Annotated in this window: 12 protein-coding genes; 10 read left to right on the top strand and 2 right to left on the bottom strand. The window is 43.7% G+C overall.

Annotated elements, in window-relative coordinates:
- Positions 1–200: 200 nt before the first annotated feature.
- The 7 genes from dxs (at position 201) to ACYIA1_RS14200 (ending at position 16,759) form a co-directional block, all read left to right on the top strand.
- Positions 201–2,099 carry a 1-deoxy-D-xylulose-5-phosphate synthase gene (dxs, locus tag ACYIA1_RS14230; RefSeq protein WP_008773943.1) on the top strand — a complete coding sequence of 633 codons (1,899 nt, stop codon included), beginning with the start codon at positions 201–203 and terminating at the stop codon, positions 2,097–2,099.
- 20 nt (positions 2,100–2,119) lie between these two features.
- A complete protein-coding gene (gene trkA / locus ACYIA1_RS14225) occupies positions 2,120–3,457 on the top strand; it encodes a Trk system potassium transporter TrkA (RefSeq protein WP_005861043.1) in 1,338 nt (445 codons plus the stop codon).
- Positions 3,458–3,466: 9 nt separating this feature from the next.
- Positions 3,467–4,921 (top strand): TrkH family potassium uptake protein, encoded by a 1,455-nt coding sequence (locus ACYIA1_RS14220; protein WP_005861045.1) that lies wholly within the window; start codon positions 3,467–3,469, stop codon positions 4,919–4,921.
- Between the two features lie 11 nt (positions 4,922–4,932).
- The gene (locus ACYIA1_RS14215) at positions 4,933–5,820 is read left to right on the top strand and encodes an SMP-30/gluconolactonase/LRE family protein (protein WP_048927900.1); all 888 of its coding nucleotides are present in this window, start codon (positions 4,933–4,935) and stop codon (positions 5,818–5,820) included.
- A 64-nt stretch (positions 5,821–5,884) separates the two neighbouring features.
- Entirely contained in the window at positions 5,885–6,475 is a 591-nt protein-coding gene (gene ruvA / locus ACYIA1_RS14210) for a Holliday junction branch migration protein RuvA (protein ID WP_005866654.1), read from the top strand.
- Between the two features lie 50 nt (positions 6,476–6,525).
- A complete protein-coding gene (sov, locus tag ACYIA1_RS14205) occupies positions 6,526–13,944 on the top strand; it encodes a T9SS outer membrane translocon Sov/SprA (protein ID WP_413639917.1) in 7,419 nt (2,472 codons plus the stop codon).
- Between the two features lie 100 nt (positions 13,945–14,044).
- Positions 14,045–16,759 (top strand): TonB-dependent receptor, encoded by a 2,715-nt coding sequence (locus tag ACYIA1_RS14200; protein ID WP_480335603.1) that lies wholly within the window; start codon positions 14,045–14,047, stop codon positions 16,757–16,759.
- Between the two features lie 74 nt (positions 16,760–16,833).
- Here the strand turns inward: ACYIA1_RS14200 and ACYIA1_RS14195 are convergent, their stop codons facing one another.
- Complete coding sequence (locus ACYIA1_RS14195) at positions 16,834–17,532, bottom strand: M48 family metallopeptidase (RefSeq protein ID WP_172724909.1); 699 nt, start codon at positions 17,530–17,532, stop codon at positions 16,834–16,836.
- Positions 17,533–17,638: 106 nt separating this feature from the next.
- On the opposite strand from ACYIA1_RS14195, the gene gpmI reads away from it, so the two are divergent.
- Entirely contained in the window at positions 17,639–19,162 is a 1,524-nt protein-coding gene (gene gpmI / locus ACYIA1_RS14190; RefSeq protein WP_011966935.1) for a 2,3-bisphosphoglycerate-independent phosphoglycerate mutase, read from the top strand.
- A 16-nt stretch (positions 19,163–19,178) separates the two neighbouring features.
- Positions 19,179–19,760 (top strand): DUF3109 family protein, encoded by a 582-nt coding sequence (locus ACYIA1_RS14185; protein ID WP_005861059.1) that lies wholly within the window; start codon positions 19,179–19,181, stop codon positions 19,758–19,760.
- A 93-nt stretch (positions 19,761–19,853) separates the two neighbouring features.
- Here ACYIA1_RS14185 and ACYIA1_RS14180 read toward each other — a convergent pair whose 3' ends face one another.
- Positions 19,854–20,735 (bottom strand): Rpn family recombination-promoting nuclease/putative transposase, encoded by an 882-nt coding sequence (locus ACYIA1_RS14180; RefSeq protein ID WP_250788058.1) that lies wholly within the window; start codon positions 20,733–20,735, stop codon positions 19,854–19,856.
- Positions 20,736–22,108: 1,373 nt separating this feature from the next.
- Between ACYIA1_RS14180 and ACYIA1_RS14175 the strand changes: the two genes are divergently transcribed.
- Positions 22,109–25,555 (top strand): DUF6383 domain-containing protein, encoded by a 3,447-nt coding sequence (locus ACYIA1_RS14175; RefSeq protein ID WP_480335600.1) that lies wholly within the window; start codon positions 22,109–22,111, stop codon positions 25,553–25,555.
- Positions 25,556–25,631: the final 76 nt, after the last annotated feature.

The raw sequence follows: 25,631 nt of genomic DNA, 5'->3' as shown, positions 1-25,631 counted from the left end.
ATGACTATATTATAACTTGAAAAATTCATAGTTATGAAATTCACAACTCATAACTATGTTTTGAAAAAAACATAACTATGAAATTTTATAGGATTTAGCTGTTAAAATCAATATGGATTTCCCCCTTGTCTAAGAAATGACAGAACAATACTATTATATATGCCGTTTATTCTGTATTTTTGCCAGAAAAATTAGCAGACATGGCTGAAAGCAAAGTTGAACACCTATTGGATAGCATTCATTTTCCGGAAGACCTGAGACATTTGTCACAGGATAAGTTGGAGCAGGTATGTGCCGATTTGCGTCAATATATTATCGATGTTTTGTCTGAGAATCCCGGTCACCTAGGTGCAAGCCTTGGTACGGTAGAGCTGACAGTCGCCCTTCATTATGTATTCAATACCCCCTATGACCGTATTGTCTGGGATGTCGGGCATCAAGCTTACGGACATAAAATACTTACAGGAAGGAAAGATATTTTCCATACGCTCCGTAAGTTTAAAGGAATTAGCGGATTCCCTAATCCTGCGGAAAGTGAGTATGACGCTTTTATCGCCGGACACGCCTCAAATTCAATCTCTGCGGCGATGGGTATGTCGGTAGCCTCGGCCTTGAAGAAGGAACTGGATCGCCATGTGATCGCCGTGATCGGGGATGGCGCTATGACCGGAGGACTCGCCTTCGAGGGGTTGAATAATGCGTCTGCCAACCCTAATAATTTGTTGATTATCCTGAATGATAACGATATGGCGATAGATCATAGCGTAGGTGGTCTTAGCCAGTATTTAGTGGATATAACGACGAGTCAAGCCTATAATAAAATGAGATACGATGTGTATCGAGGCTTAAAGAAGATCAAGCTCATCAATAACGATCGCCGGGAAAACATCTTACGTTTTAACAATAGCCTTAAAGCATTGCTTACCCAGCAACATAATTTATTTGAAGGCTTCAGCATCCGTTACTTCGGTCCGGTGGATGGGCATGATGTAAATTATCTGGTGAAGGTATTGAATGATATAAAAGATATGCAAGGCCCTAAGCTGTTGCATATCAAAACGAAAAAAGGAAAAGGCTTTAAACCTGCGGAAGAGTCCGCTACGGAATGGCATGCTCCCGGAAAGTTCAATAAGGAAACTGGCCAGCGTATTATCGTTCGTAAATTAGATGAACCTCAATTATATCAAGACGTATTCGGTCATACATTGGTAGAGCTTGCGGAGAAAGATGAGCGTATTGTAGGCGTAACTCCGGCTATGCCTTCCGGTTGCTCGATGACTTATATGATGAAAGCCTTCCCGGATCGTGCGTTTGATGTGGGAATTGCGGAAGGACATTCCGTAACTTTCTCTGCCGGATTAGCTAAGGAGGGAATGATACCTTTCTGCAACGTGTATTCTTCGTTTATGCAGCGTGCGTATGATATGGTTATCCATGATGTAGCTTTGCAAAAACTACATATGGTGATCTGTCTGGATCGTGCGGGATTAGTGGGAGAGGATGGAGCTACACATCATGGCGTGTTTGATTTAGCATATCTTCGTCCGATACCGAATTTGGTAATCGCTTCCCCATTGAATGAGTTGGATTTACGGAATTTGATGTATACAGGCTATGCCGCTTTTAATGGCCCGTTCGTAATCCGTTACCCTAGAGGTAAGGGGGAGATGAAAGATTGGCGTAACGAGATGCAAGTATTGCCTATAGGAAAAGGGAAAAAGTTGCGTGACGGGGATGATATCGCCGTACTTTCTATCGGACCGATCGGAAACGAGGTGATCAAAGCCATCGAGATGGTGAAAGAAGAGGGGGTATCGATAGCCCATTACGATATGATCTACTTGAAACCGTTGGATGAGGAGCTGTTGCATGAGATCGGGCGGAAATATAACCGTATTATTACGGTAGAGAATGGAGTGATAAAAGGTGGTTTTGGTAGCGCTGTCCTTGAGTTTATGGCAGACAATGGTTATACGCCTCATGTAAAGCGTATCGGAGTGCCGGATGCGTTTATCGAGCATGGTTCTATACCGGAACTGTATCAATTATGTGGTATGGATGCCGAGAGCATTGCGAAACAGTTGAAAAAGGAGAATTGATTATTGTCAATTAATAAAATATGAAAATTGTCATAGCCGGTGCGGGAGAAGTAGGTACACATTTAGCGAAAATGTTATCTCAAGAGAATCAGGACATCATTTTGATGGATCCGAATGAGGAACGGCTGAATTTCTCAAAATCTAGCATGGAGATTCTCCCTATGGTCGGGAATCCGACCTCGCTTAGAGATTTGGAGGAAGCGGGGATCAAGAAAGCGGACTTGTTCGTAAGTGTTACTCCCGAGGAGACTACCAATGTGACGGCTTGTATGTTGGCTCATAATCTAGGAGCGCATCGTACGTTGGCCCGAATCAATAATTACGAATATTTATTACCCAAAAATAAAGAGCTGTTCGAGAAATTAGGAATCAACTCGATGATTTATCCTGAGATGTTGGCGGCTAAGGAGATCGTGACAGCTGTACGCCGTCCGTGGACACGCCAATATTGGGAGCTGTTTGGTGGAGCCTTAATTCTGATAGGTGTTAAAGTTCGGGATAATTCCCGTTTGGTGAACCGGGTATTGGCCGAATTGCTAAATGAGCAGAAGCTATATCATATCGTCGCTATTAAGCGAAAGAACGAGACGATAATCCCCCGTGGTACGGACCGGATAGAGTCTGGTGACATCGTGTTCTTTACGACGACCCGATCTCATATAGAGGATGTGCGCTTACTGGCCGGGAAGAAAGATCCGGAAGTAAAGAAGGTTATTATTATGGGAGGAAGCCGTATCGCTATCCGTGCTTGCCAATATTTACCTAATAACATCCGGGTAAAAGTAATTGAGGCTAATAAAGAGAAAAGTCATCGAATCGCTGAGGTAGTGCCTAGTAATGTCTTGATTATAAACGGAGACGGCCGTGATACTGATTTGTTGATGCAAGAAGGCATCAAGGATGCGCAGACTTTTATAGCTTTGACGGAAAATTCCAGCACGAATATATTGGCATGTCTGGCCGCTAAGCGTTTAGGTGTGTTTAAGACAATCGCTAAGATTGAGAATATCGATTATATCCAATTGGCGGAAAGTATGGACATCGGTTCGGTTATCAACAAAAAGCTGATAGCGGCCAGCCATATCTATCAATTTCTTTTGGATGCGGATGTCTCTAACGTGAAATGTTTGACCTTTGCGAATGCGGATGTGGCGGAGTTAGTGGCTCGCCCGGATTCAAAGATTACCAAGAAACAAGTCAAGGATCTCCGTCTGCCGAAAGATATGACTCTCGGTGGGTTGATTCGTGACGGTGAACCTATGATGATCAAGGGTGATACTCAGATACAGGCATACGATCATGTTGTCGTATTCTGCTTGGATACGGCTATGCGTAAGCTGGAGGACTACTTTAACTAGTTGATAGTTATGTTGAACGTACGTTTTATAGTGAAGATGCTAGGGGTGATGTTCATCCTTGAGACTTTTTTTATGCTGGCCGCTACCGTCGTAGCCTTCCTTTATCGGGGGAGTGATGTATATCCGCTTCTTATTTCAAGCGGAATCTTATTCGGGACCGGTTTTTTGTTCTACTCTATGGGCTTTAAGGCGAATGAACACTCGGCCGGTCGGCGGGAAGGAATGTTGATCGTGACATTGACTTGGATTTTATTCTCTTTATTTGGAATGTTACCATTCTATATTGGAGGATATATAGATAATGTGACCGATGCCTTTTTCGAGACCATGTCTGGATTTACGACTACCGGCTCTACTATTTTAACGAATATAGAGGCGTTGCCTAAAGGTATCTTATTCTGGCGGAGTCTTACACAGTGGCAGGGAGGTATCGGTATGGTCGTATTCACCGTGGCTTTGATGCCTATTTTCGGAGGTGGTGCCTCGCAGATGTTTGATGCCGAAACGCCCGGTATAACCCATGAACGTTTTCGTCCTCGTATTACGCAAGTCGCTAAACGCCTGTGGGGGGTGTATGTTTTTCTGACACTTTTTTTAGTCGGCCTTTTATGGGCTGGTCCGATGAATTTGTATGATGCGGTAAATCATGCGTTCACGGCTATATCTACTGGTGGATATTCAACCAAAAACGCAAGTATCGCTTATTGGAATTCCTCTTATATAGAGTATGTAATAACTATTTTCATGTTTATCGGAGCTACCAATATGACATTGGTTTATTTCTGTTTTAATGGAAATGTGAAGAAATTGATTAAAGATGAGGAGTTCCGCTGGTTTTTCTTTTTTGTTTTAAGCGCTATTATCGTTGTCATGGTGTGGATCTTGTACCTTGGATTCGCCTCGGATGTAGAGAATGCGTTCCGTAAGGCGGCTTTCCAAGTGGTGACCTTGGTTTCTACCTGTGGATTCGCTACGGATGACTATATTCCTTGGGGACCGTTTTTCTGGTTTATCGCATTGATCTTGATGTTTATTTGTGGATGCGCCGGATCTACTTGCGGTGGCTTGAAGATGGGACGCTTCGTTATTTTAACGAAGAATCTCTCCAATGAATTTAAGAAACAGACACATCCCCATGCGGTGATTCCAGTACGAATGAACGGACATGTCGTATCTGGTGATATCGTACACCGTGTGTTAGCTTTTGTGTTCGCTTATATTACGTTAATCGTGGTGAGCTGTTTGGCTTTATCTTTGGATGGGATGGGATTTTCGGAGGCGATTGGTGCCGCTGTTTCTGCTATAAGTAACGTAGGGCCCGGCTTGGGAACGCTTGGTCCGGTAAGTAATTTTGCGGATGTCCCCACGGTGTCGAAATGGTTTCTGTCTTTTTTGATGTTAACAGGACGTCTGGAGATATTTACGGTATTAACGATATTAGTCCCCGGTTTTTGGAAACAGTAAAATTATTGAAAATGAAAAGTATACAGGTCATTGCTAGTCTGCTGTGTGGTATTCTGTATTGTGGGATTTCTTTAAATGCCCAGAATGTATTGAAAGCAACGGGTTGGATGCCAGAGCACACATTTACTTCCGGAATAGAAGGTCCGGCTGTAGATAGCGAAGGAAATTTATATGCCGTAAATTATAAGAAAGAAGGGACGATCGGTATTGTACGCCCAGATGGTAGCCATGGCTGTTTTCTCACTTTGCCGGAAGGATCTACCGGGAATAGTATCCGCTTCGGGAAAGACGGAAATATGTACGTGGCGGATTATACAGGGCATAATATCTTAAAAGTGGATATGAAATCTAAGAAGATCAGCGTATTCGCTCATGAGCCAAAGATGAATCAACCAAACGATATCGTATTCGCGTCAAATGGAAATATCTATGCGAGTGACCCGGATTGGCCGAATCAAAAAGGCCAACTTTGGTTGATTACCCCGGATGCGAAAGTCTCCTTATTGGAGACGAATATGGGAACGACTAATGGCATCGCTGTGAGTGAGGATGGTAAACGCTTGTACGTTAATGAATCTGCCCAATTAAAAGTCTGGGTATATGATATATGCCCGGATGGTACTTTAAGGAATAAACGTCTATTTCATACTTTTGAGGGGTACGGTATGGATGGTATGAAGTGTGACGAGAAAGGAAATCTTTATATTTGCCGTTATGATAAGGGCACTATAGCTTTGTTAAATCCGCAAGGAGATTTAGTTGAAGAGATTCAATTGACAGGAAAACAGCCGTCTAACTTAACATTTGGAAGACCTGATCATCGTCAATGTTATGTGACATTGCAGGATCGGGGTTGTTTTGAAACCTTTAAGGCTCCTTATCCGGGAAAAGAATGGTAACCCGATATACGTTTTTGATTAATTTTGCGTTATAATAGGTACGGAATATTAAAAAGATATATAGATGATAGAATATATAAAGGGTGAAATCGTGGAACTTACACCTACACGTATGATTTTGGAGTGTGGTGGTATAGGCTACGAGCTGAATATATCCTTGAATACATATAGTGCGTTTGGGAACAAGACTACCGGAAAAATATATATATATGAGGTAATCCGGGAAGATGCTCATTTACTATTTGGCTTTGCCGAGAAAATCGAAAGGGAGTTGTTCCTTTTGCTTACTTCCGTTTCTGGAGTGGGACCGAATACCGCACGCATGATCCTTTCTTCTCTACCGCCATCCGAATTGGTTCAAGTGATCGGTTCGAAGAATGAGGCCGCATTGACTGCCGTGAAAGGGATTGGTTTGAAGACGGCCCAGCGTATCTTGGTAGATTTGAAAAATAAGGTGAAACCTATGGAGAGTATGGCCGGAAACTTGCCGGAGGCATCAGTCTCTAATGGAGCGGTAACCGAGGAGGCCGTAGCCGCATTGGTTATGTTGGGTTTCCAGAAAGCGGCTTCGCAAAAAGCGGTATCCGCTATTTTGAAAGGCTCGCCCACTTTAGCTGTGGAACAAGTAATTAAAACTGCGCTTAGAATGCTTTGATAATTGACAATTGAGGATTAACGATTAACAATTGACAATTAAATGAGAAAATGAGAAAACGAATACTGAAATATTCCATATGGATCGTTGTATTATTGTTTGGTGTCGGCTTGTATTCGCTGAATGCTGATTACCTTGCGTATACATCATCTTTGCCGGAATTGGAGTTGCTGGAAGCTCCGGAGGATACGATTCCTCCCCGTTATCCGGTAGCTAAAACTACACCGGAGGAATATCAAGATATCGTGAAACAATCACCTGCCGATTTGCGTGATCCGGAGAATGTCAAGACTACGATTGAGTATGATTTAAAGACGAATACGTATATTGTCCGTACGAAATTAGGCGATATGGAGATTGGTACGCCGATGAGTTTAACCCCAGCGGAATACCAAGATTATTCTATGCAACAATCACTTCGTTCCTATTTCCGCCAAAAGAACGAGGAAGAATTCCAAAAAGCTACGAATAAACAGTTCAACTTAACCGATATGCAGTTTAATATCGGTGCGGCGGAACGTATTTTCGGCCCCGGTGGAGTACGTGTAAGAACACAAGGTTCGGCCGAGATCACGATGGGATTGAAGACGAATAAGAATAATGATCCTTCTCTTCCGGAGCGTTCCCGTAAACGTACTTTCTTCAATTTTGACGAGAGTGTGCAGTTGAATGTACAAGCCTCGGTGGGTAGCAAGGTGAATTTCGGAATGAATTACAATACCGAGACCTCTTTTGATTTCGATTCCAAAAAATTGAAGTTGGCGTATACAGGCGAGGAGGATGAGATTATCAAGTCGTTAGAAGCCGGTAACGTGAGCATGAATACCAGCAATTCCTTGATTAATGGAGGTGCGGCTTTATTTGGTATGAAAGCGGATTTACAATTTGGTAAGTTGCGAGTGAACGCCTTGTTTGCCCAGCAGGAATCTGAATCCAAGACGGTTAGCTCAAAAGGGGGCGTGCAGACGAAGCCCTTTGAGATCAAGGTGGATGAATACGACGAGAACCGTCACTTCTTCTTGGGCCATTATTTCTATGATAACTACGATAAGTTTATGGAGTCTTTGCCTACCGTCACCTCCGGTATCGAGATCTCCAAGATAGAAGTATGGGTAACCAATAAACGCGGTAATTATGACCAGTCCCGCAATATCGTAGCTTTCACCGATTTGGGAGAAAATGAATCTCGTAATATCGGTAATACTGCGTTGGTGATGCCTTCCGGAACGGACAGACGTCCGAATAATTCCGCAAACAATTTATATACGACTTTAACCACTCAATTTACGGATGCCCGTAAGATAAGTATGGTTAATGATGCGTTGAAAGGCTCCATGGAGGGAGGACGGGATTTTGAAAAAATCGAGAGTGCCCGTTTGCTAGAGTCATCTGAGTATACATTAAACAAGAAATTGGGTTATATTTCTTTGAGGACTCAGTTACAGGCTGATGAGGTATTGGGTGTCGCTTTTAGTTTTATCTATAATGGCAAGACCTATCAAGTCGGTGAGTTCTCTACGGATAATAAAGAGAATACGAGCGACTGTATTTATGTGAAGTTGCTAAAGGGCATCACGATGTCGCCTGATATGATGTTCTGGGACTTGATGATGAAGAACGTATACTCATTGGGTGCTTATTCGGTGCAGAAAGAGAAGTTTAAGTTAAACGTTACCTACCAGAGCGATTCTACCGGTACGTATGTAAACTATCTTCCGGAAGGTAATTGTGCGAATCAAATCTTGATTCGGGTATTAGGGCTGGATCGCTTGGATACCTATGACAATCCGAATCCGGATGGTTTCTTTGATTTTATTGACGGTTATACGATACAGGCGGAGACCGGTAAGATTATATTCCCTTGTGTACAACCTTTCGGCTCGAAATTACGGGAAAAGGTAGGTAATGCCTATGCCAGTAAATATGTATTCCAAGAGTTGTATGACTCGACATTAACTGTTGCTCGCCAGATCGCCGAGAAAAATAAATTTCTTTTAAGTGGTGAGTATAAAGCCTCGTCGGGTTCGGAGATCGACTTGGGAGCTACTAACGTGGCCCGTGGATCCGTACGTGTCACGGCAGGAGGAGCTACACTGACCGAGAATGTGGATTATACGGTAGATTACAGTTTAGGACGTGTGACGATCTTGAATGAGAGCATCATATCAAGTGGGACACCCGTTAGCGTATCTCTGGAGAACCAGTCTACTTTTAATATGCAGCGAAAGACGATGATCGGGTTAGACTTGAATTACCAGTTCAATAAGGACTTCATGGTCGGTGCCACGGTTATGCATATGTCGGAAATGCCTCTTACGGTAAAAACCACTTTGGGAGATGAGTCTATAAAGAATACTTTATGGGGCTTGAATACCTCTTATAAAGCCGAGAGCCAGTGGTTGACAAATGTATTTGATAAGTTACCCTTGTTGACATTGACCAAACCTAGCCAAATCTCATTCAATGCGGAATTCGCTCATTTAATAGCGGGACATTATGAGAATCAATATACGGGTGGTTACTCTTATTTGGATGACTTCGAGTCTACACAAAGTGGTATGGATCTTTTGAACCCGTATGCTTGGAACTTGGCGAGTACCCCCTATGAAGATTCGAATCCTAAATTTCCGGAAGCGGAGAAGGTGAACGATATCGCTTATGGTAAAAACAGAGCTTTGTTGGCTTGGTATACGGTAGACGGAATCTTCACACGGAAGAGTTCCTCTTCCCGCCCTCGACATCTTACGAATGATGATTTATCGAATCATTACACCCGTGGAGTCAGTTATAAAGAGATCTTCCCGAATAAAGAGTTGGGAACCAATGATAATACGACTTTGCCTGTATTAAACCTCGCTTTTTACCCGAATGAGCGTGGTCCGTATAACCTGGATGCGGAAAATGTAAACTCGGACGGTACGTTGGGTAATCCGGAAAAACGTTGGGGTGGTGTAATGCGCAAGATCGAGCCTAGCGATTTGGAATCTGCCAATTATGAATATATCGAATTCTGGCTTTTAGACCCGTATCTTGAGGACGAGACAGCCGAGGGTGGTGACCTATACTTTAACTTGGGTGAGATTTCCGAGGATATCTTGAAAGATGAGCGGAAATTCTTTGAGAATGGTATGCCCGTGGACGGTGATATGTCGAAAGTTGATACGACTGTTTGGGGTAAGGTGCCTCGCACGCAAAGTACGGGATATGCGTTTGATGCCCAAAATCGTGAGCTGCAAGATGTCGGTTTGAACGGTCTTTCTACGGAGGAAGAGCAAATTTTCCCTACGTATGCGGATTATTTGAATAAATTGAGGGCGAAACTATCCGGTGAGACAATCTCTAAGATGATGGATGATCCGTTTTCTCCTTTTAACGATCCTGCCGGGGATAATTATCACTATTTCCGTGGGGATGATTACGATGCTAAGGAGTTGGATATCTTATCTCGCTATAAACGATATAACGGTACAGAGGGAAACTCACAAGAATCCGATCAAAGATATGCTACAGCCGGAAAGAGTACACCGGATGTGGAAGATATCAATGGCGATAATACGTTGAATGAGACAGAGAAATATTTTGAGTACAAGATCTCTCTCCGTCCAAAAGATTTGCAGGTCGGTGTAAACAACATCGTCGATGAGCGTACTCCGGAAGTAACCTTAATGAATGGTGATAAGGAGAAAGTAAAATGGTATCTATTTAAGATTCCTATTAAAGATTATGAGAAGAGGGTTGGAGCGATCCGGGATTTCAAGACAGTCCGTTTCATGCGTATGTATATGACAGGATTCCGTAAGTCTACGGTTCTGCGTTTCGGTACCTTGGAATTGGTTCGTGGTGATTGGCGTACTTATACGCAGGATTTGTCAAATCCTCTTATTCCGCCAAAGTCTGATGGACAGATCGTCGTATCTTCTGTAAATATAGAGGAGAACGGGCAGCGTCAGCCGGTCAACTATGTGTTGCCTCCGGGTATCAGCCGTATGTTCGATTCCAGCCAGCCTCAGTTGCTTCAACAGAACGAGCAGGCATTGTCTATGAAAATAACGGATTTATCTCCTGCGGATGCACGTGCGGTTTATAAATCTACCGCTTATGACCTTCGCCGGTATAAACGATTACAAATGTTCGCTCATGCGGAAGCGCCGATTGATGAGAGCAAGACTTTGTCGAATGGTGATTTCTCTGTATTTATTCGTTTAGGTTCTGACTATAAGAATAATTATTATGAGTATGAGGTACCTTTGGATCTGACTCCCCATAGTACTATTCTTTATAATACGAACAATAGCGCGGATCAAGAAAAAGTATGGCCTTTAAATAATACCTTGAATTTTAAATTGGAGACGCTGACCGACTTGAAGTTGGAGCGAAATAAATTGAAACGTCAGGGACAGGGAAATATAAGCTACCAAAAGGTTTATTCGAAAAATGATCCGGATAATACGCGTAATAAAATCAGTATCATCGGTAACCCTAGCTTAGCGGAGGTGAAAGTGATCATGATCGGCGTACGTAATAATACGGGTGATATCAAGAGCGGTGAGGTTTGGGTAAACGAACTTCGTATGACCGATTTCGACGAGAAAGGCGGTTGGGCCGCTAATGCGAATCTGAACGTCGCTTTATCCGATTTGGGTACGGTCAATGTAAGTGGACGAATGGAAACCGCTGGTTTCGGTGCGTTGGATCAGTCGCTGGCCGAACGTCGGATGGATGATTATTCGCAATATAGTGTGGCGACCTCGATTGAGTTGGGTAAGTTGTTCCCTGAGAAAGCAAAGGTTAGCATACCTTTTTACTATGCTTATTCGAAAGAGACTACAACTCCTGAGTATGATCCGTTGAATGAGGATATTAAGCTTTCGGACGCTTTGGATGCGGTAGAGACCCAAGCCGAGAAAGACTCCATCAAGAGTTATTCTTTGAATCAGACCACTATTAAGAGCGTCTCTTTCAATAACGTAAAGGTAGATATCCGTAGCAAGAACCCGATGCCGTATGATCCGGCGAACTTCTCGTTAGGTTACTCTTATAGCCAGAACAGTAAGAAGAACCCGGAGACCGAATATGAGACAACCAAGGATTACCGGGGTAATTTCGCTTATAATTATACGCCTTACGTGAAACCGTTCCGACCCTTCGAGAAGCTGAAGAAGAATAATGGATATACGAAATATATCAAGCAATTCGGACTGAATTACGTTCCGTCGAATATTAGTTTCCAGACGGCGATGATGCGGAATTACTATGAGATTAAGCTAAGGGATTTGACAAGTTCTACGGATGGAGGTAACCAGTTGCTCTCATTCAGTCACAATTTCTTGTGGGACCGTGCCTTCAGTTTGCGTTGGGACTTTACGAATAATCTGAGCATGACGTTTACTTCCGGTACGAATGCCCGTATCGAGGAACCGAATGTTCAAGTGAATAAGAAATTGAATCCGGATGATTATCAGGTATGGAAGGATTCCGTGAAGCAAAGTATCCGTGATTTGGGTACTCCTTTGAAATATGACCAAACGTTTAATGTCACTTGGAATATGCCATTGCAATTCATACCGGCATTAGACTGGGTAAATAGTTCATTGACTTATAATGCCACGTACAACTGGGATCGTGGAGCCAATGTCGCTAGTATTGAGTTGGAACAGGGTAATATAATAAAGAACCAACGTCAATTTGACTGGCAGGGTAGTTTCAATTTGCAGTCATTGTACAATAAGAATAAATATCTGAAGAAGATCAACCAGAAATTTATGGCCTCTTCCCGGGTAAGCGCTCGTCAACCGGAGAAAAAGAAGAAAGAGGTGAAACTAGAGAAAGAGATTCAATTGAGCCCGGATAGTGGAACGATCGTGCAGCATGGAATGTTTACGAAGAAGGTTCGTATCACGGCACGTGGAGCGGATGGGAAGGTCTATTCAATTAAATATAAGCCGATCAATTATGCCCAAGTCATGATCTTGAATAAAGATACGGCTCATTTGAAGCTGACAATTGTGCCTGGTCCTCAGCCTTTGGAGGGAACTTTAACAAAAGTAGCTGAATATAGTAGCCGTTTCTTGATGATGGTACGTCGGGTAAACATACAATATTCGTTGGTAGACGGTATGATGTTGAGTGGTTACGCTCCGGAGGTTGGTGATATGTTCGGGCAACGGCGTACAGGAACTTTGGCTCCGGGACTCGGTTTTGCCTTTGGAGCGGTAAGAAGGAGCTTTATCGACGAGGCGGACGAGCGGGGCTGGCTGGTAAAGAATGAGAATATGACGACTCCCGCCATGATCAATAGCGCGAAGAATCTTACGATTCGTGCGAATCTAGAACCTATAGCCGGCTTGAAGATTGATTTGAACGCAAACCGGGTAGATACCCGTAGTACCGATATCTATTATATGCAAGACGGTATGCCCGAGCAGATGGGAGGTAGCTTTACGATGACGACGATTGCCTTGGGTAGCGCTTTCGGCGGTAGCGGAAACGCTAATAACGGTTATTCCTCGAAAGCGTTCGATAAATTTATCGCTCACCGTAGCGTGATCGCCCAGCGCTTAGCGGATACATATTCCGGTACGGTTTATCCGAGTTCCGGTTTTATGGCGGGGCATGCTTTAGCCGGAAAACCTTATGATCCAGCCGTAGGGGGAGGTGTAAGTCTGAATTCCATGGAGGTATTGGTGCCTGCTTTCTTGGCGGCTTATACAGGCAAGGACCCAAATAAGGTAGGTCTGTCAGCTTTCCCGTCCATTAAGAGTCTGCTACCGAACTGGCGTGTTACGTATGATGGCTTGATCCGTATACCGGTTATCCGCAAATACTTTAAGAGCATGATGTTGAGTCATCAATATCGTTGTTCCTATAGTGTAGGTGCGTTTTCCTCCTTCTTGGATTGGGTAGATGCCGGGCAGGATGGTTTGGGATATATCCGTGATATCCAAACCGGTAATCCTACGCCATCGTCTCCTTATGATATAGCGGCTGTGAGTATCACGGAAGGATTCAGCCCGTTGTTTGGTGTAGACGCTACTTTATTGAATAATATAACCGGTAAGTTTGAGTTGCGCAAGACTCGTAACTTAAGCCTGAATATTTCCTCTTACCAATTGGTGGAAGCGCTTTCCAACGAATTCGTGATAGGAGTAGGATATAAGTTGACTGAGTTTAACAAGGCGTTGAAAATGAAAAAGACACGGGACTTCAGTAATGATCTTACGATCCGCTTAGATTTCTCTTACCGTAAAATGCAATCGTTGATCCGTAAGATAGAGGATCAGTTTACGCAGGCTACCAGCGGGAATATCGCCAAGACCATCCAGTTCTCTGCGGATTACGGGTTAAGTCGTGCCTTGACATTGAGAGCGTTCTATGATTTACAGATCAATGAGCCGATCGTGTCCACATCTTCTTACCCGACATCGAACTCGAACTATGGTATTAGTTTACGGTTCTCCTTAGCGCAATAAAAAGAGTATAGTCTATTTACAGGACTTCTTGGTCTGTTTTTAAATACCTGTCTAGCGGTATGGAATAAACCTTTATATTTGTGCGAAATATAATTTGGATATGAAGAATACTTACAAATTGATATTATTTCTTCTCTTGATAACCCAAGCCTCTTTCGGCCAAGACGTGAAAGGGTATATTAAGGATGCGGAGAGCAAGGAAGCTTTAGCCGGGGTAAACGTTTTTTATAAGGACAAAGGGGGTACGAGAGGAACTGTGTCTGATATAAACGGTTATTATGAGCTGAAAGTGACGGATGGCGACGCTGTATTGACTTTTAGCTATCTGGGATATGAAACGTTGAGCGTTCCCGTGAAAGTAGATCCGGGAGAGTTCTTGACACGTGACGTATCCTTACGAACAAGCTCAAACATGATGGACGAGGTCGTCGTGAGCGTCGGGCGTTATGAGCAAAAGCTAAGCGATATTACCGTCTCTATGGAATTATTGAAAGCGAAAGATATCACTCGTCAGTCTCCGAAAGATTTAACGGATGTACTGAAGAATATCTCCGGAGTGGACGTAACGGACCGGCAACCTTCCGTACGCGGTGGTACGGGATGGACCTATGGCGTGGGTAGCCGTTGCTTGATTCTGGTGGACGGAATGTCGGTGCTAACTCCGGGTTCCGGCGAGATAAACTGGAATATGATCCCGATGGAGAACGTCGATCAAGTAGAGGTACTGAAAGGGGCCTCTTCCGTATTATATGGCTCTTCTGCGTTGAATGGTCTGATCCATGTGAAAACGAAACGCCCCGGATTAGATCCGGTAACACAGGTGAACGTACAAGGAGGATTGTATGGGAAGCCACGCCAAGACGGGACGCCTTTATATGGAGGGTTGGATCTCTCTCATTCCCGTAGGATCAAGAATTTTGATTTGACAGTGGGGGCTAATACATTCTTGGACGACGGGTATCGGCAGGATAATTACAATCGCCGTGTCCGGGTCGGTGGGAATCTTACGTATCACGATCCCCGGGTACAAGGGTTGAACTATGGCGTGAACGTGAATTACTTGTATAACGATTATACCGGTTTCTTTATCTGGCGTTCTCCGGAGGAACCCTATATTCAATCTCCGCTGGCGAATATGGGACGCCGTGAGAATACATTTTATATAGATCCTTTCTTGAATTATACAAATTCGGAAAAAGGAACGACTCATCGTTTCAAGGGGCGTTTCTTCCATCGGGGAAGCCGTATCATCACGCATACCACGGATAAGTCTCTTTTTGACATAACGAATAATATGGGTTTTGATATCTCATCCGTTCCGGAGATTATCAATATGGCGCAAAACTGGCAAACTGAGTTATTGCCGACCTTCTTACCGTATTTGCCGGAGGTGATGAACGGGAAGGTGAGCGGATTGATGGCTGAATTGGGCAAGCTGGGAAATCATTTTTTCCCGACAGCTACCTCGGCGGATTATATGGACTTGATTTCTTGGGTGATGGGACGTACTCCGCTACCCGATAAGAATAACGTAGGGGCTTGGTTGGTAGATGCCATGAAACCGATGGAGAAAAAAGCGCCGGAGGCTACGGATCATACCTATTCCTATAATCTGGACTATCAATTCAGCAAGAAATTTGATAACTCACAGCTCACCGTAGGCGGTACTTACGAGCGTATCCATGCGGATTCGAAGGTGACCGGACAGCATAGTAGCGATAATGTGGCTACTTTCCTGCAATATGACCATAAGTTTATCGATCGTTTGAACGTCTCGGTCGGTGTTCGTCTGGAATATTACCGGGTGGATGATTTCTACCGGGAAGCGGAGACGAAGATTTTCGGGGCGAAGGTTCCGGTAAAACCTGTTTTCCGTGGAGGCTTGAATTATGAATTGGGTGAGTATAGTTTTATCCGGGCATCTTTCGGACAGGGATACCGTTATCCGTCCGTTACGGAGAAGTTTATCCTGAAGGATATCGGAGGTGTGGGAGCTTTCCCGAACGCTGAATTGAAAGCGGAGCAAGGTTATAATGCCGAACTTGGTTTCAAGCAAGGCTATAAGTTGGGCAATTTGAAGGGCTTTATCGATGTGGCCGGCTTTTATACCCGTTACAAGGATATGATCGAGTTCCGTTTCGGCCTGTTTAATAATAAGACCTTCGATTATATCGATGGGCTTTCCAAGTTGTTCAATGCGTTCTCTAGCGGCGACGGCTTAGGAATCGGCGCTCAGTTCACGAACGTAGGCCGGGCGGAGATTTATGGGGTAGACTTGTCTACCTCGGGTGTGTATGAGTTTAACCGTGATACTCGTCTGGCATATACTTTGGGGTATGTTTATACGAATCCGATCGATATGGACGTGGATTCACGGAACGCGGAGGAGGAAGCGAATGATGACTTAATGGCGATGCGTTCGAAATCGAATGACAGCAAGTATTTAAAATATCGCCAGAAACATTCCGTAAAGGGGGTATTTGATCTGGAATGGAAACGGTTTAATATCGGAACGAATATGTCATGGAAAAGCAAGACATTGGCGGTCGATTATTTTATGGTCGATGAGCGTGCGAAAGCGGAGCCTAACCTGATGGATTATATGCGTTCGATGCTATTCGGGAACTTGCATGATTATTGGGGAGAGAACAATAAAGGATATTTCGTTATGGATATGCGTGTCGGAATGAAGGTGACAAAAAATATCCATGTACAAGGGTTGGTGAACAATATCCTGAACAAGCGCTATAGCGCCCGTCCGATGGATGTCGGTGCGCCCCGGACTTTCATCCTGCAAGTGGGAGCCAATTTCTGACAATTCACCCAGTTGTAGAGACGGAGCATGCTCCGTCTCTACAACTGTAACCTATGATGTTTTTTTAATTCATATCACAACATATGATAACTTTTCAACTCATTTCGTAAACGGATCGCTTGATTGTCCGTCACCTTATCCATCAATATCCAGAACCTTTCGCTATGGTTCATTTCTATCGTATGGCAAAGTTCATGCAATAATACATAATCCACCAAATGCCAAGGAAGCAGCATCAATGAAAGAGACAAATTAATACTTTTCTTCATCGTACAACTTCCCCAATGTGTTTTGCTATTATTGATTTTCACCCCGGTCAGCCTAAATCCATGCTGCCGTGCCAATAGCGTGATACGTTCCGGCAACAACCGTTTCGCCTCGTGGCGGAGCGCTTTCTCCAGCATAGATTTCAGTAAGGATTGTACCTCCTCCTCCTCGAAACGAGTCTCATTCGGACAAGCGATATGCAGTACTCCACCCTCCAGTCTCATATAGAAATTACTTCGCTCGGTGCGGAAGATACGCAAGCGGAATGTCGTAGCCTGTAATTCCGATCTTTCGTCGAGCAGGGGCCGGGCCGGATGCTTCTGGAGCGCTTTTACCAGCCGGGCCTTGTTCTCCATGATAAAAGCGATCATACGTTTCTCGTCTCCCCCGGGTGGCATCGTGGCGGTTATTTTTCCTTTTGATATCTTGAGCGTGTATCGAGTGGCCCGGGGAGTGGTACGGAGCGTTATGACTCCCAAATCCTTGTCTTGTATATTCTTTTCCATTCCTGCCACAAAAGTAATACATTGAGAGAAACAATAATACGATGGAATTGATTATCTTCGCGATCGTAAAGGTTAAAAACATAATCAATATAATAAATTAGCAATCATGAGCAAAAAAGCACTTTTAATTATCTGTGATGGTTGGGGAATTGGTGACAAAGGTAAAGACGACGTGATCTTTAACACGCCGACTCCATATTGGGACGAGTTATTGAAAACTTATCCAGCCTCACAGTTACAGGCTTCTGGCGAGAACGTTGGTTTGCCTGACGGACAAATGGGTAACTCTGAGGTGGGCCACTTGAACATCGGTGCTGGCCGTATCGTTTACCAAGATTTGGTGAAGATCAACATCGCTTGCCGCGAGAATACGATCATGGAGAACCCGGAGATCAAACGTGCTTATAGCTATGCGAAAGAGAATAATAAGCAGATCCACTTCATGGGCTTGGTTTCCGATGGTGGTGTACATAGCTCTTTGGAGCATCTTTTGAAGTTGACGGATATCGCCAAGGAATACGGAATCAGCAAGGCTTATGTTCATTGCTTCATGGATGGTCGTGATACGGACCCGAAGAGTGGTAAAGGTTTTATCGAGGAGTTGGAGAATCATCTGAAGACTACCGGCGGTAAGATCGCTTCTATCATCGGACGTTATTACGCTATGGACCGCGACAAACGTTGGGAACGTGTGAAAGAGGCTTACGACTTATTGGTCGAAGGTAAGGGTAAGCAAGCCGAGTGCATGGTAAAAGCGATGGAAGAGTCGTACGCCGAGGGTGTAACGGACGAGTTCATCAAGCCGATCGTTCACGTTGAGAACGGAAAGCCGGTTGCTGTTATCGAGGAAGGCGATGTCGTGATCTTCTTCAACTATCGTAACGACCGTGCGAAAGAGCTTACGGTTGTATTGACTCAGCAAGACATGCCGGAGGCCGGTATGCATACGATCCCGGGCTTGCAATATTTCTGTATGACTCCGTATGACGCTAGCTTCAAGGGTGTTCATATCTTGTTCGACAAAGAGAACGTAAATAATACGCTGGGTGAGTTCTTGGCAAACGTAGGCAAGACTCAGTTGCATATCGCCGAGACAGAGAAATACGCTCACGTGACTTTCTTCTTCAACGGTGGCCGCGAGACTCCGTTCGATAGCGAGGAGCGTATCTTGGTCCCTTCTCCTAAAGTGGCTACTTACGACTTAAAACCGGAAATGAGCGCTTTCGAGGTGAAAGATAAATTGGTGGACGCTATCAATACGAAGAAATTCGATTTCATCGTAGTGAACTACGCCAACGGTGATATGGTAGGCCATACGGGTATCTACAAAGCGATCGAGAAAGCGGTCGTAACGATCGACGCTTGCTTGCACGATACGGTTGAGGCCGCTAAAGCCAACGACTATGAGGTAATTATCATTGCTGACCATGGTAATGCGGATCACGCCTTGAACGAGGATGGCACTCCGAATACGGCTCATTCCTTGAACCCTGTTCCATTCGTTTATGTTACAGCCAACAAGGACGCTAAAGTAGAGGATGGTATCTTGGCCGATGTGGCTCCTTCAATCCTTCACATCTTGGGCTTGAAACAGCCGAAGGAGATGACTGGTAAGTCATTGATTAAATAAGAGCTAGGCGCATCTTATGATCCAGATAGATGACACTTTAGTAAGTCTTGACGTTATCGAGCGTTATTTTTTATGTGATCTTTCCAAATGTAAGGGGGAATGCTGCGTGGAAGGAGATTCCGGCGCTCCATTAGAGGATTCGGAGTTGGCGAAGCTCCAGAAAGTATTGCCCATTATCTGGGATGATTTATCCCCGAAAGCTCAAGAGGTCATTCATAAGCAAGGCGTAGCTTATATCGATGAGGAAGGCGATACGGTTACCTCTATCGTGAACGGCAAGGATTGTGTCTTTACCTGTTACGACGCCGATGGTACTTGTAAATGCGCTATCGAGAAAGCATACCGGGAAGGTAAGACGGATTTCTATAAGCCTGTTTCTTGCCATCTTTACCCGATACGTGTCACTCAGTATCGGGATTTCAAGGCCGTGAACTATCATCGCTGGAGCGTTTGTAAGGCAGCGGAGATCTTAGGAAAGAAAGAGCAATTGCCGGTTTATAAGTTCCTCAAGGAGCCCTTGATCCGTAAGTTCGGCCAGGCTTGGTATAAGGCCTTGGAAGAGTGTGCGGAGGAATGGAAGAAGCAGCGTGAGGAGTAGCTTTTAGATCGTTTATAAATATAAAAAATCCCTTCAGTCTCTTCCTTTGATAACTATACGTTAAAAACGGATGGAGGCTGAAGGGATTTTGTTTTATAGTCGCTCTATTTCCTCAAGGGAAAGGCCGGTGCATTTTTGGATGATAAGAGGGGTTATTCCCTCGGCTTTCATATTACGTGCCGTAGATTCTTTTCCTTTTTGCAATCCTTCTTGCAATCCTTCTTCCATTCCTTTTTTCATGCCTTTCTCAACGGCGAAATCCAAGGTGTTATAATAATCATTATACATCTTCCACTCCGCCTCGTACTGCGCCCGTTGTTTGGGGGTGAGGTTCGCCATGGATCCGATGCGTTCCAACCGTTCGAATATGGCCTTGCGTGCCTTGAAAGGCATTCTGTCTAATGTATCCATATGCTTTAGTACATAAATCCAACGTTCAAAATCTGTCTCGCATTCTTCCTCCTCTTTGCTGAATCGAGGAAGCTCAATATAGATTTGGCGGAACTTGGGGTTGAATACCTGTCCGTTCTCCCGGTCCGCCAATATGATGTCCCTTCGGAATTTTCCCTCCTTCCCGTTTTTGTCTGACCCGTTCTCTTCGTCGAGCGTGAAGTTCAGGAAGAATACTCCGTACACGGCCGCCAGCTCATAGTCCCATGTTCCCTTTATACCCTGTTCCACCACCGAGTGCGAGAGGTAGTATAAGGCCCTGTCCTTGAAGTGGGGCTGTTCCCTGTTCTGCATCTCGATTATGATCCGTTCGCCCTTGTCGGTCTCGCAATGGATATCGAAGATGACTTTCCTTCCTTGCTCTGTCTCGGGCAATCGCTCATTGTTCATGATCCTCAGGTCCATGATCGTATGCTCCCCTTCGAGGAGGTCATTCAGGAACTCGATTAGTATGTCCTTGTCCATTTCCCTACCGAATATGTGCTTGAAGCCGAAATCGGTGAAGGGGTTGATAAATTTTCCCATAGTGTTTATAGGTTTTAGTGATTAATAGGATATAGATGGCTCTTTTCCATCTTTGGCGATAAAGATACGATTTTTATTATATGGGGCATTCATTTAGGCTTTAAAAAAACACGAACGTCTTTTTTCGGAAACACCTTGTGTAGTTTGAGTGAAGACGAGATATAGTGAACGCATAAAGGATACAGCCTTAAAGCTAAAGGTGGGTTAATGAGGCTTTCCGCGTCAAATGTAAGCCAGAGCTTATTTTAAATGCGGGAAACATGTGCCTGTACAGGCCTTGATAACCAATAAACGGGCCCTCTCATTGGCTGTTGAAGTGAATAACTAACGGCTTGGGAAGTGAATAACTAATCACTTGGAAAGCCTCTTTATACCGGAATCAACAATGTCTTCTCAGTGGCTTTGGGATGCGGTTCAGTTATCCTGCGGGGCTTTTCTATGTCGATTATTCTGTTATAGCCCTTGCGGATGGATGGTAAGCGAAGCGGCGATAATCATGACAGTTTGTGCGAAACAAGGCTGTTTGTTTGACATACCTCTTCTTTGGAGAAGTCTAACCAGAGAGAAGAAATAGGTGAAAAGGGCCTTTTTGTCTCTTATTTATAGGTAAAAGGTCGCTTTTCCGGTGAGAAAGGTGGTGTTTGCCCACGCGAATATATGCGTTAGCCGACGCAACCGTATGTTTTAGCCGACATAACCGTATGTATTAGGTGATACATACGGTAGTAATCCCTATCGCATACGATAGAAATAGCCTTCACATACGGATGAATTATAGGTTTTAGCCTTAAGAATATGAATTAGGATGAATAATTTTCGCCAGAATGAAAGGGCGTATTCCGTTATCTTATTATGGAATAACTACTTGCGAATATTTTTTCTCGTTTTACGGAACTATATGTATAATCTCCCGGAAAATTCGATTCTCAAGGGCTTTAATTTACAAAGTGTCATAATGACAATCCGTAAATTCCGGATGACTTGTTTAATATAATATTAATGTACGCCTGTACATTATTAATGCTATACTATAAAAGTTGATGAATAATAGATTGAAATGATATCTGGAGTATGGAAACGACTAGTTTAAACGAACGATTCTTTTAGTCATTTGCAAAGGTACGCGTTTCTTCGATACTTGCAACCCTTCCGGGCTATTTTTTTACAGCTTATTCTCTTTCTTATCAATAGGATAGGTTATCCTTTACGAAACAAGCGATTCCTTCAACAAACCTTTCTATTTACCCCTTATAAAACGCAAGATTAAAACCTTCGTTTAAACTAGTCGTTTTTGAATGACAAAGCAATCGATACGATAACGTAATGAGCTGATTATCTTAATAAACACTAGTATTAATATTAATTTTAGAATTATGAACAAAAAGTTTTCTACTCTTTTGGCTGGTGCTGCGCTTCTGGGTGCGGTGACGGCTAATGCGGGAGGACCCGTGAAGACTGTCGCTGCTGATGGTTTATATCAGTTGGCGGTTGATGTCACTGGGGCAACTACTGGCACAGACAAGGTCCTTACAATGGACAAGGACGGCAAGCTTCTTCCGTTGACGTATAATCAGATTGCTGCAAATCCCGACACTCTTGCGTATTCCTTGTGGTGTGTTGAGGTAACTGCTGAGGGTTATGGAAAAGCTCCTGTCTACAACTTCACGAATAAGGCTACAGGTCAGCGTTTGGATGTTGCGTATGCCGGTACAGCGCTGAATGGTGCGGCTAAACCTGCTTCGGGTGCTACATATGCTGCAACTGGTGCTGTCGTAGGTGGTGAGATGCAAGATTGGGCTTTCTCTGCGACTTATAAGGATGCGATGAACCCTGCTACTTTGTATTCTTATTTCCACGCAGATTCAGTGGTTGGTCTTAAGCTTAATACATCAAATGTATTCGTGTTAGGAAAAGCGACTGCTACAACTGCTCAAGCAGATGCTCAAACTGGTTCTGTATTTACTAAATTCACTTTGGTAGAACCGGATTCAATCGTAATGAACGCGAATGCTGTTAATACAATCTTCGGAACTCAAACCGCTGATAAGGGTGTTAAGCTGACATTCGTTGACGACAAGAATAACACTACTTTGAAGAATTATTTCACGGACGACGCTAAGTTCTTCGCTGTAGATGCAGAGGATAACGGTACGGTAGACCCTTCTTGGTTGCGTATCATTACAGGTAAGAAAGCTGATTCTACTTTCGTTTATGTAGATACTGCTTATGTAAATGAGAATGGTGCTCGTTTCTTAGGTTTCAACACAAAACAACTTACTTATGCTAAATTGAACGCAGCTGGAACGACGAAGCATACAGTAGCTGATACATTGGGCACAGCTTTGAAAGATCAATCTAAGTTCCGTTTCGTTTACTTCCCTGCAAAAGATAGCTTGGTTATTCAGGTTAAGCAAGTTACTTATACGAAGGATGGCAAGAACGGTAAGTTTGGTGCGGCTATTGCAGCTAATACTGCGGAAATCATTAAGTTAAAAGCCGATGGTACGTTTGACGGTACTAATTCTGTTAATGCTACCAATGCGGATGTTGATCAATATGGAAAAGCAAACTACGTAACTGTTCAAGACTTGGTTAAGGCTGACCAAATCCGTATCGCTACGATCTATTTCAAGAAAGAGGTTGAGATCGCTTTGAACTATAAGGGCTGTGGCACTTATACGACAACGAAGACTTCTATCGCTGATGGCGTATATTTGATCAAGAGCGCTAAGACTGGTAAGTATTTGTCAGTCCCTATCCATAACGATACTACTTGGGTTAATAACGTAGAGCAAACGAATACAGCAGAATGGGTGACTTTGGACTTACAGGATGCTAATCATATGCCGGCTTATCAATGGGTTGTATTGAAGGTGAACGCTACGGATAAGAATAATGTTTCTCCGATCAATGCTTGGAACCGTGAGTATTCTCCAGCAGTTACTTATTCTGGTATTCAGTTGAATAAGAATGTAGGTGCTAAATATTACTATGCTTCAAACTTCGCTGGAGATTCTTTGGAATTTGTACCGGTAGATAAGAAGTACTATAGCGATAAATATCTTGGTTACAAGAATCTGTCTGAAGAAGAGTTGATGATCAACAAGTATACATTCAACTACTGGCATCCATATGCGACAGACAAATACATCGCTGTCGTGAAAGATTCTACGATGACTGTAAAGGATGGTATGACTGCGTTCAAGATCCAGACTAAAGGCAAAGAACATGCTTATGGTTATAATCCTTCCGCTATCAATGGTGACAAGGGCAGAATCCCGGGCTTGGCTCAGTTGGTTAGAAAGATGTACCAGATTTCTTATGATGGAGCGATCTTCGGTAACTACGATGAGGCTAAAGAGAACAAATACACTGTAAGTAAGTTGAATGCATCTTCGGATTCGGTTTACTTCAAGGAGAACAACTGTATTGAGTTGGCGGAAGGTGCTGGCTATAATCATTACTATGCGATCTTGGAGGCTAGTACAAATGGTATCATCCGTAACTATAAGGCTGGTGTTTCTGACTATGACGCTAACGCTTCCTTGAAGGCTCAGACCTTGAAAGAGACAAGAACTTCTGCTTTCTATATCGCTCCGGATCAGACTCCGTTGTATCGTCAGTTCGATAATAAGCTTGTAGGTGAGAATGCTGATAACTCAACAGATAGCTTGTATTTCGTTGAGTCTATTCGTCAGGAATACTTGATGGATGAGTGGAACCCGAACTTGACTACGGAGACTGTTGATTACGCTGGTATCTGGAATAAAGATAAAGCAAATGGTAAATTGGCCTTCCGTATCGATACCGCTTGGTTGACTCGTGGCGCAGGTAAGGTTAAACCTCAATACTTGGTTTCTGCTTATCGTGAGTTGATCGAGGGTGAGAAGATCATTCCTTGTACGGAGACTACAAATAATCACATCACTGCTGACGGTAAAGTTACAGATGATCCATATCAATGTGTACATGCCGTTCATGTGAAGACTCCGGCTTTCATCTATGGTAAGTATTTGGTTAACTTCTCTGACTCAGCTAAAGCAAACATCGCTGCTTCTGTTAACCCGTATTTGTTCAATACCAAGGCTGTTTCTAACAGTAGCTATACTCGCGTAGGTTTCGTTCCTGCCGTTCAATACGGTGATACTTTGTTTGTTTTGACTGGCAAATACAAAGGTATGACTGCTGAGCAATTGAAGAACGAGGGTATCGAGGCGATCAGCGCAGACTACCACAAGAACTACGCTAGCTTCATCAACGTATTGACAGGTGACAAGCATAAGAATGTAACTTGGTCATTCCGTTATGTAAATCCTGATTTGGCTGCTATCGCTTATGTAGATGGTAAAGAGGGTGAGAACAACTCATTCTTGATCGAGTCTAACGTATATGGCGCAACTGATACTCAATATCAGACCGTAGCTGGTGACGCTTCTCGTGCAATCGCTCCTAAAAATGCTGCCGCTTGGTTGAAGATGCATAATGGATGTTTAGTATTGACCGACAAGGCCGCTACATTCGAGGCTGCTAAGACTGGTGGTGACGGTGCATTGGTATTCAACGCATACCAGAAGACAGACGCTGAGGATATGGTAACTTCTAACGATGAAGTTTCTGTAGAAGGCGTATCTGTAGTAGCTGGTAACGGTACTGTAACTGTTCAAGGTGCCGCTGGCAAGTCTGTAGTTATCACTAACATCTTAGGTAAGGTTGTCGCTGAGACAGTTCTTACTTCTGATAACGCTACAATCTCCGTACCTGCTGGTATCGTAGCAGTAGCTGTTGATGGTGAAGAGGCTGTTAAGACAGTCGTTAAATAAGATAAGCCGTATAGCTTAAAATAATAGAGGCGGGGAGACCCGCCTTTATGTAATATATATAATTAAATAACTATGC

It is taken from the genome of Parabacteroides sp. KHUB-02 (assembly GCF_056640955.1).
The sequence above is the reverse complement of the archived record's forward strand: the minus strand, read 5'-3'. Positions and strand labels throughout refer to the sequence as shown.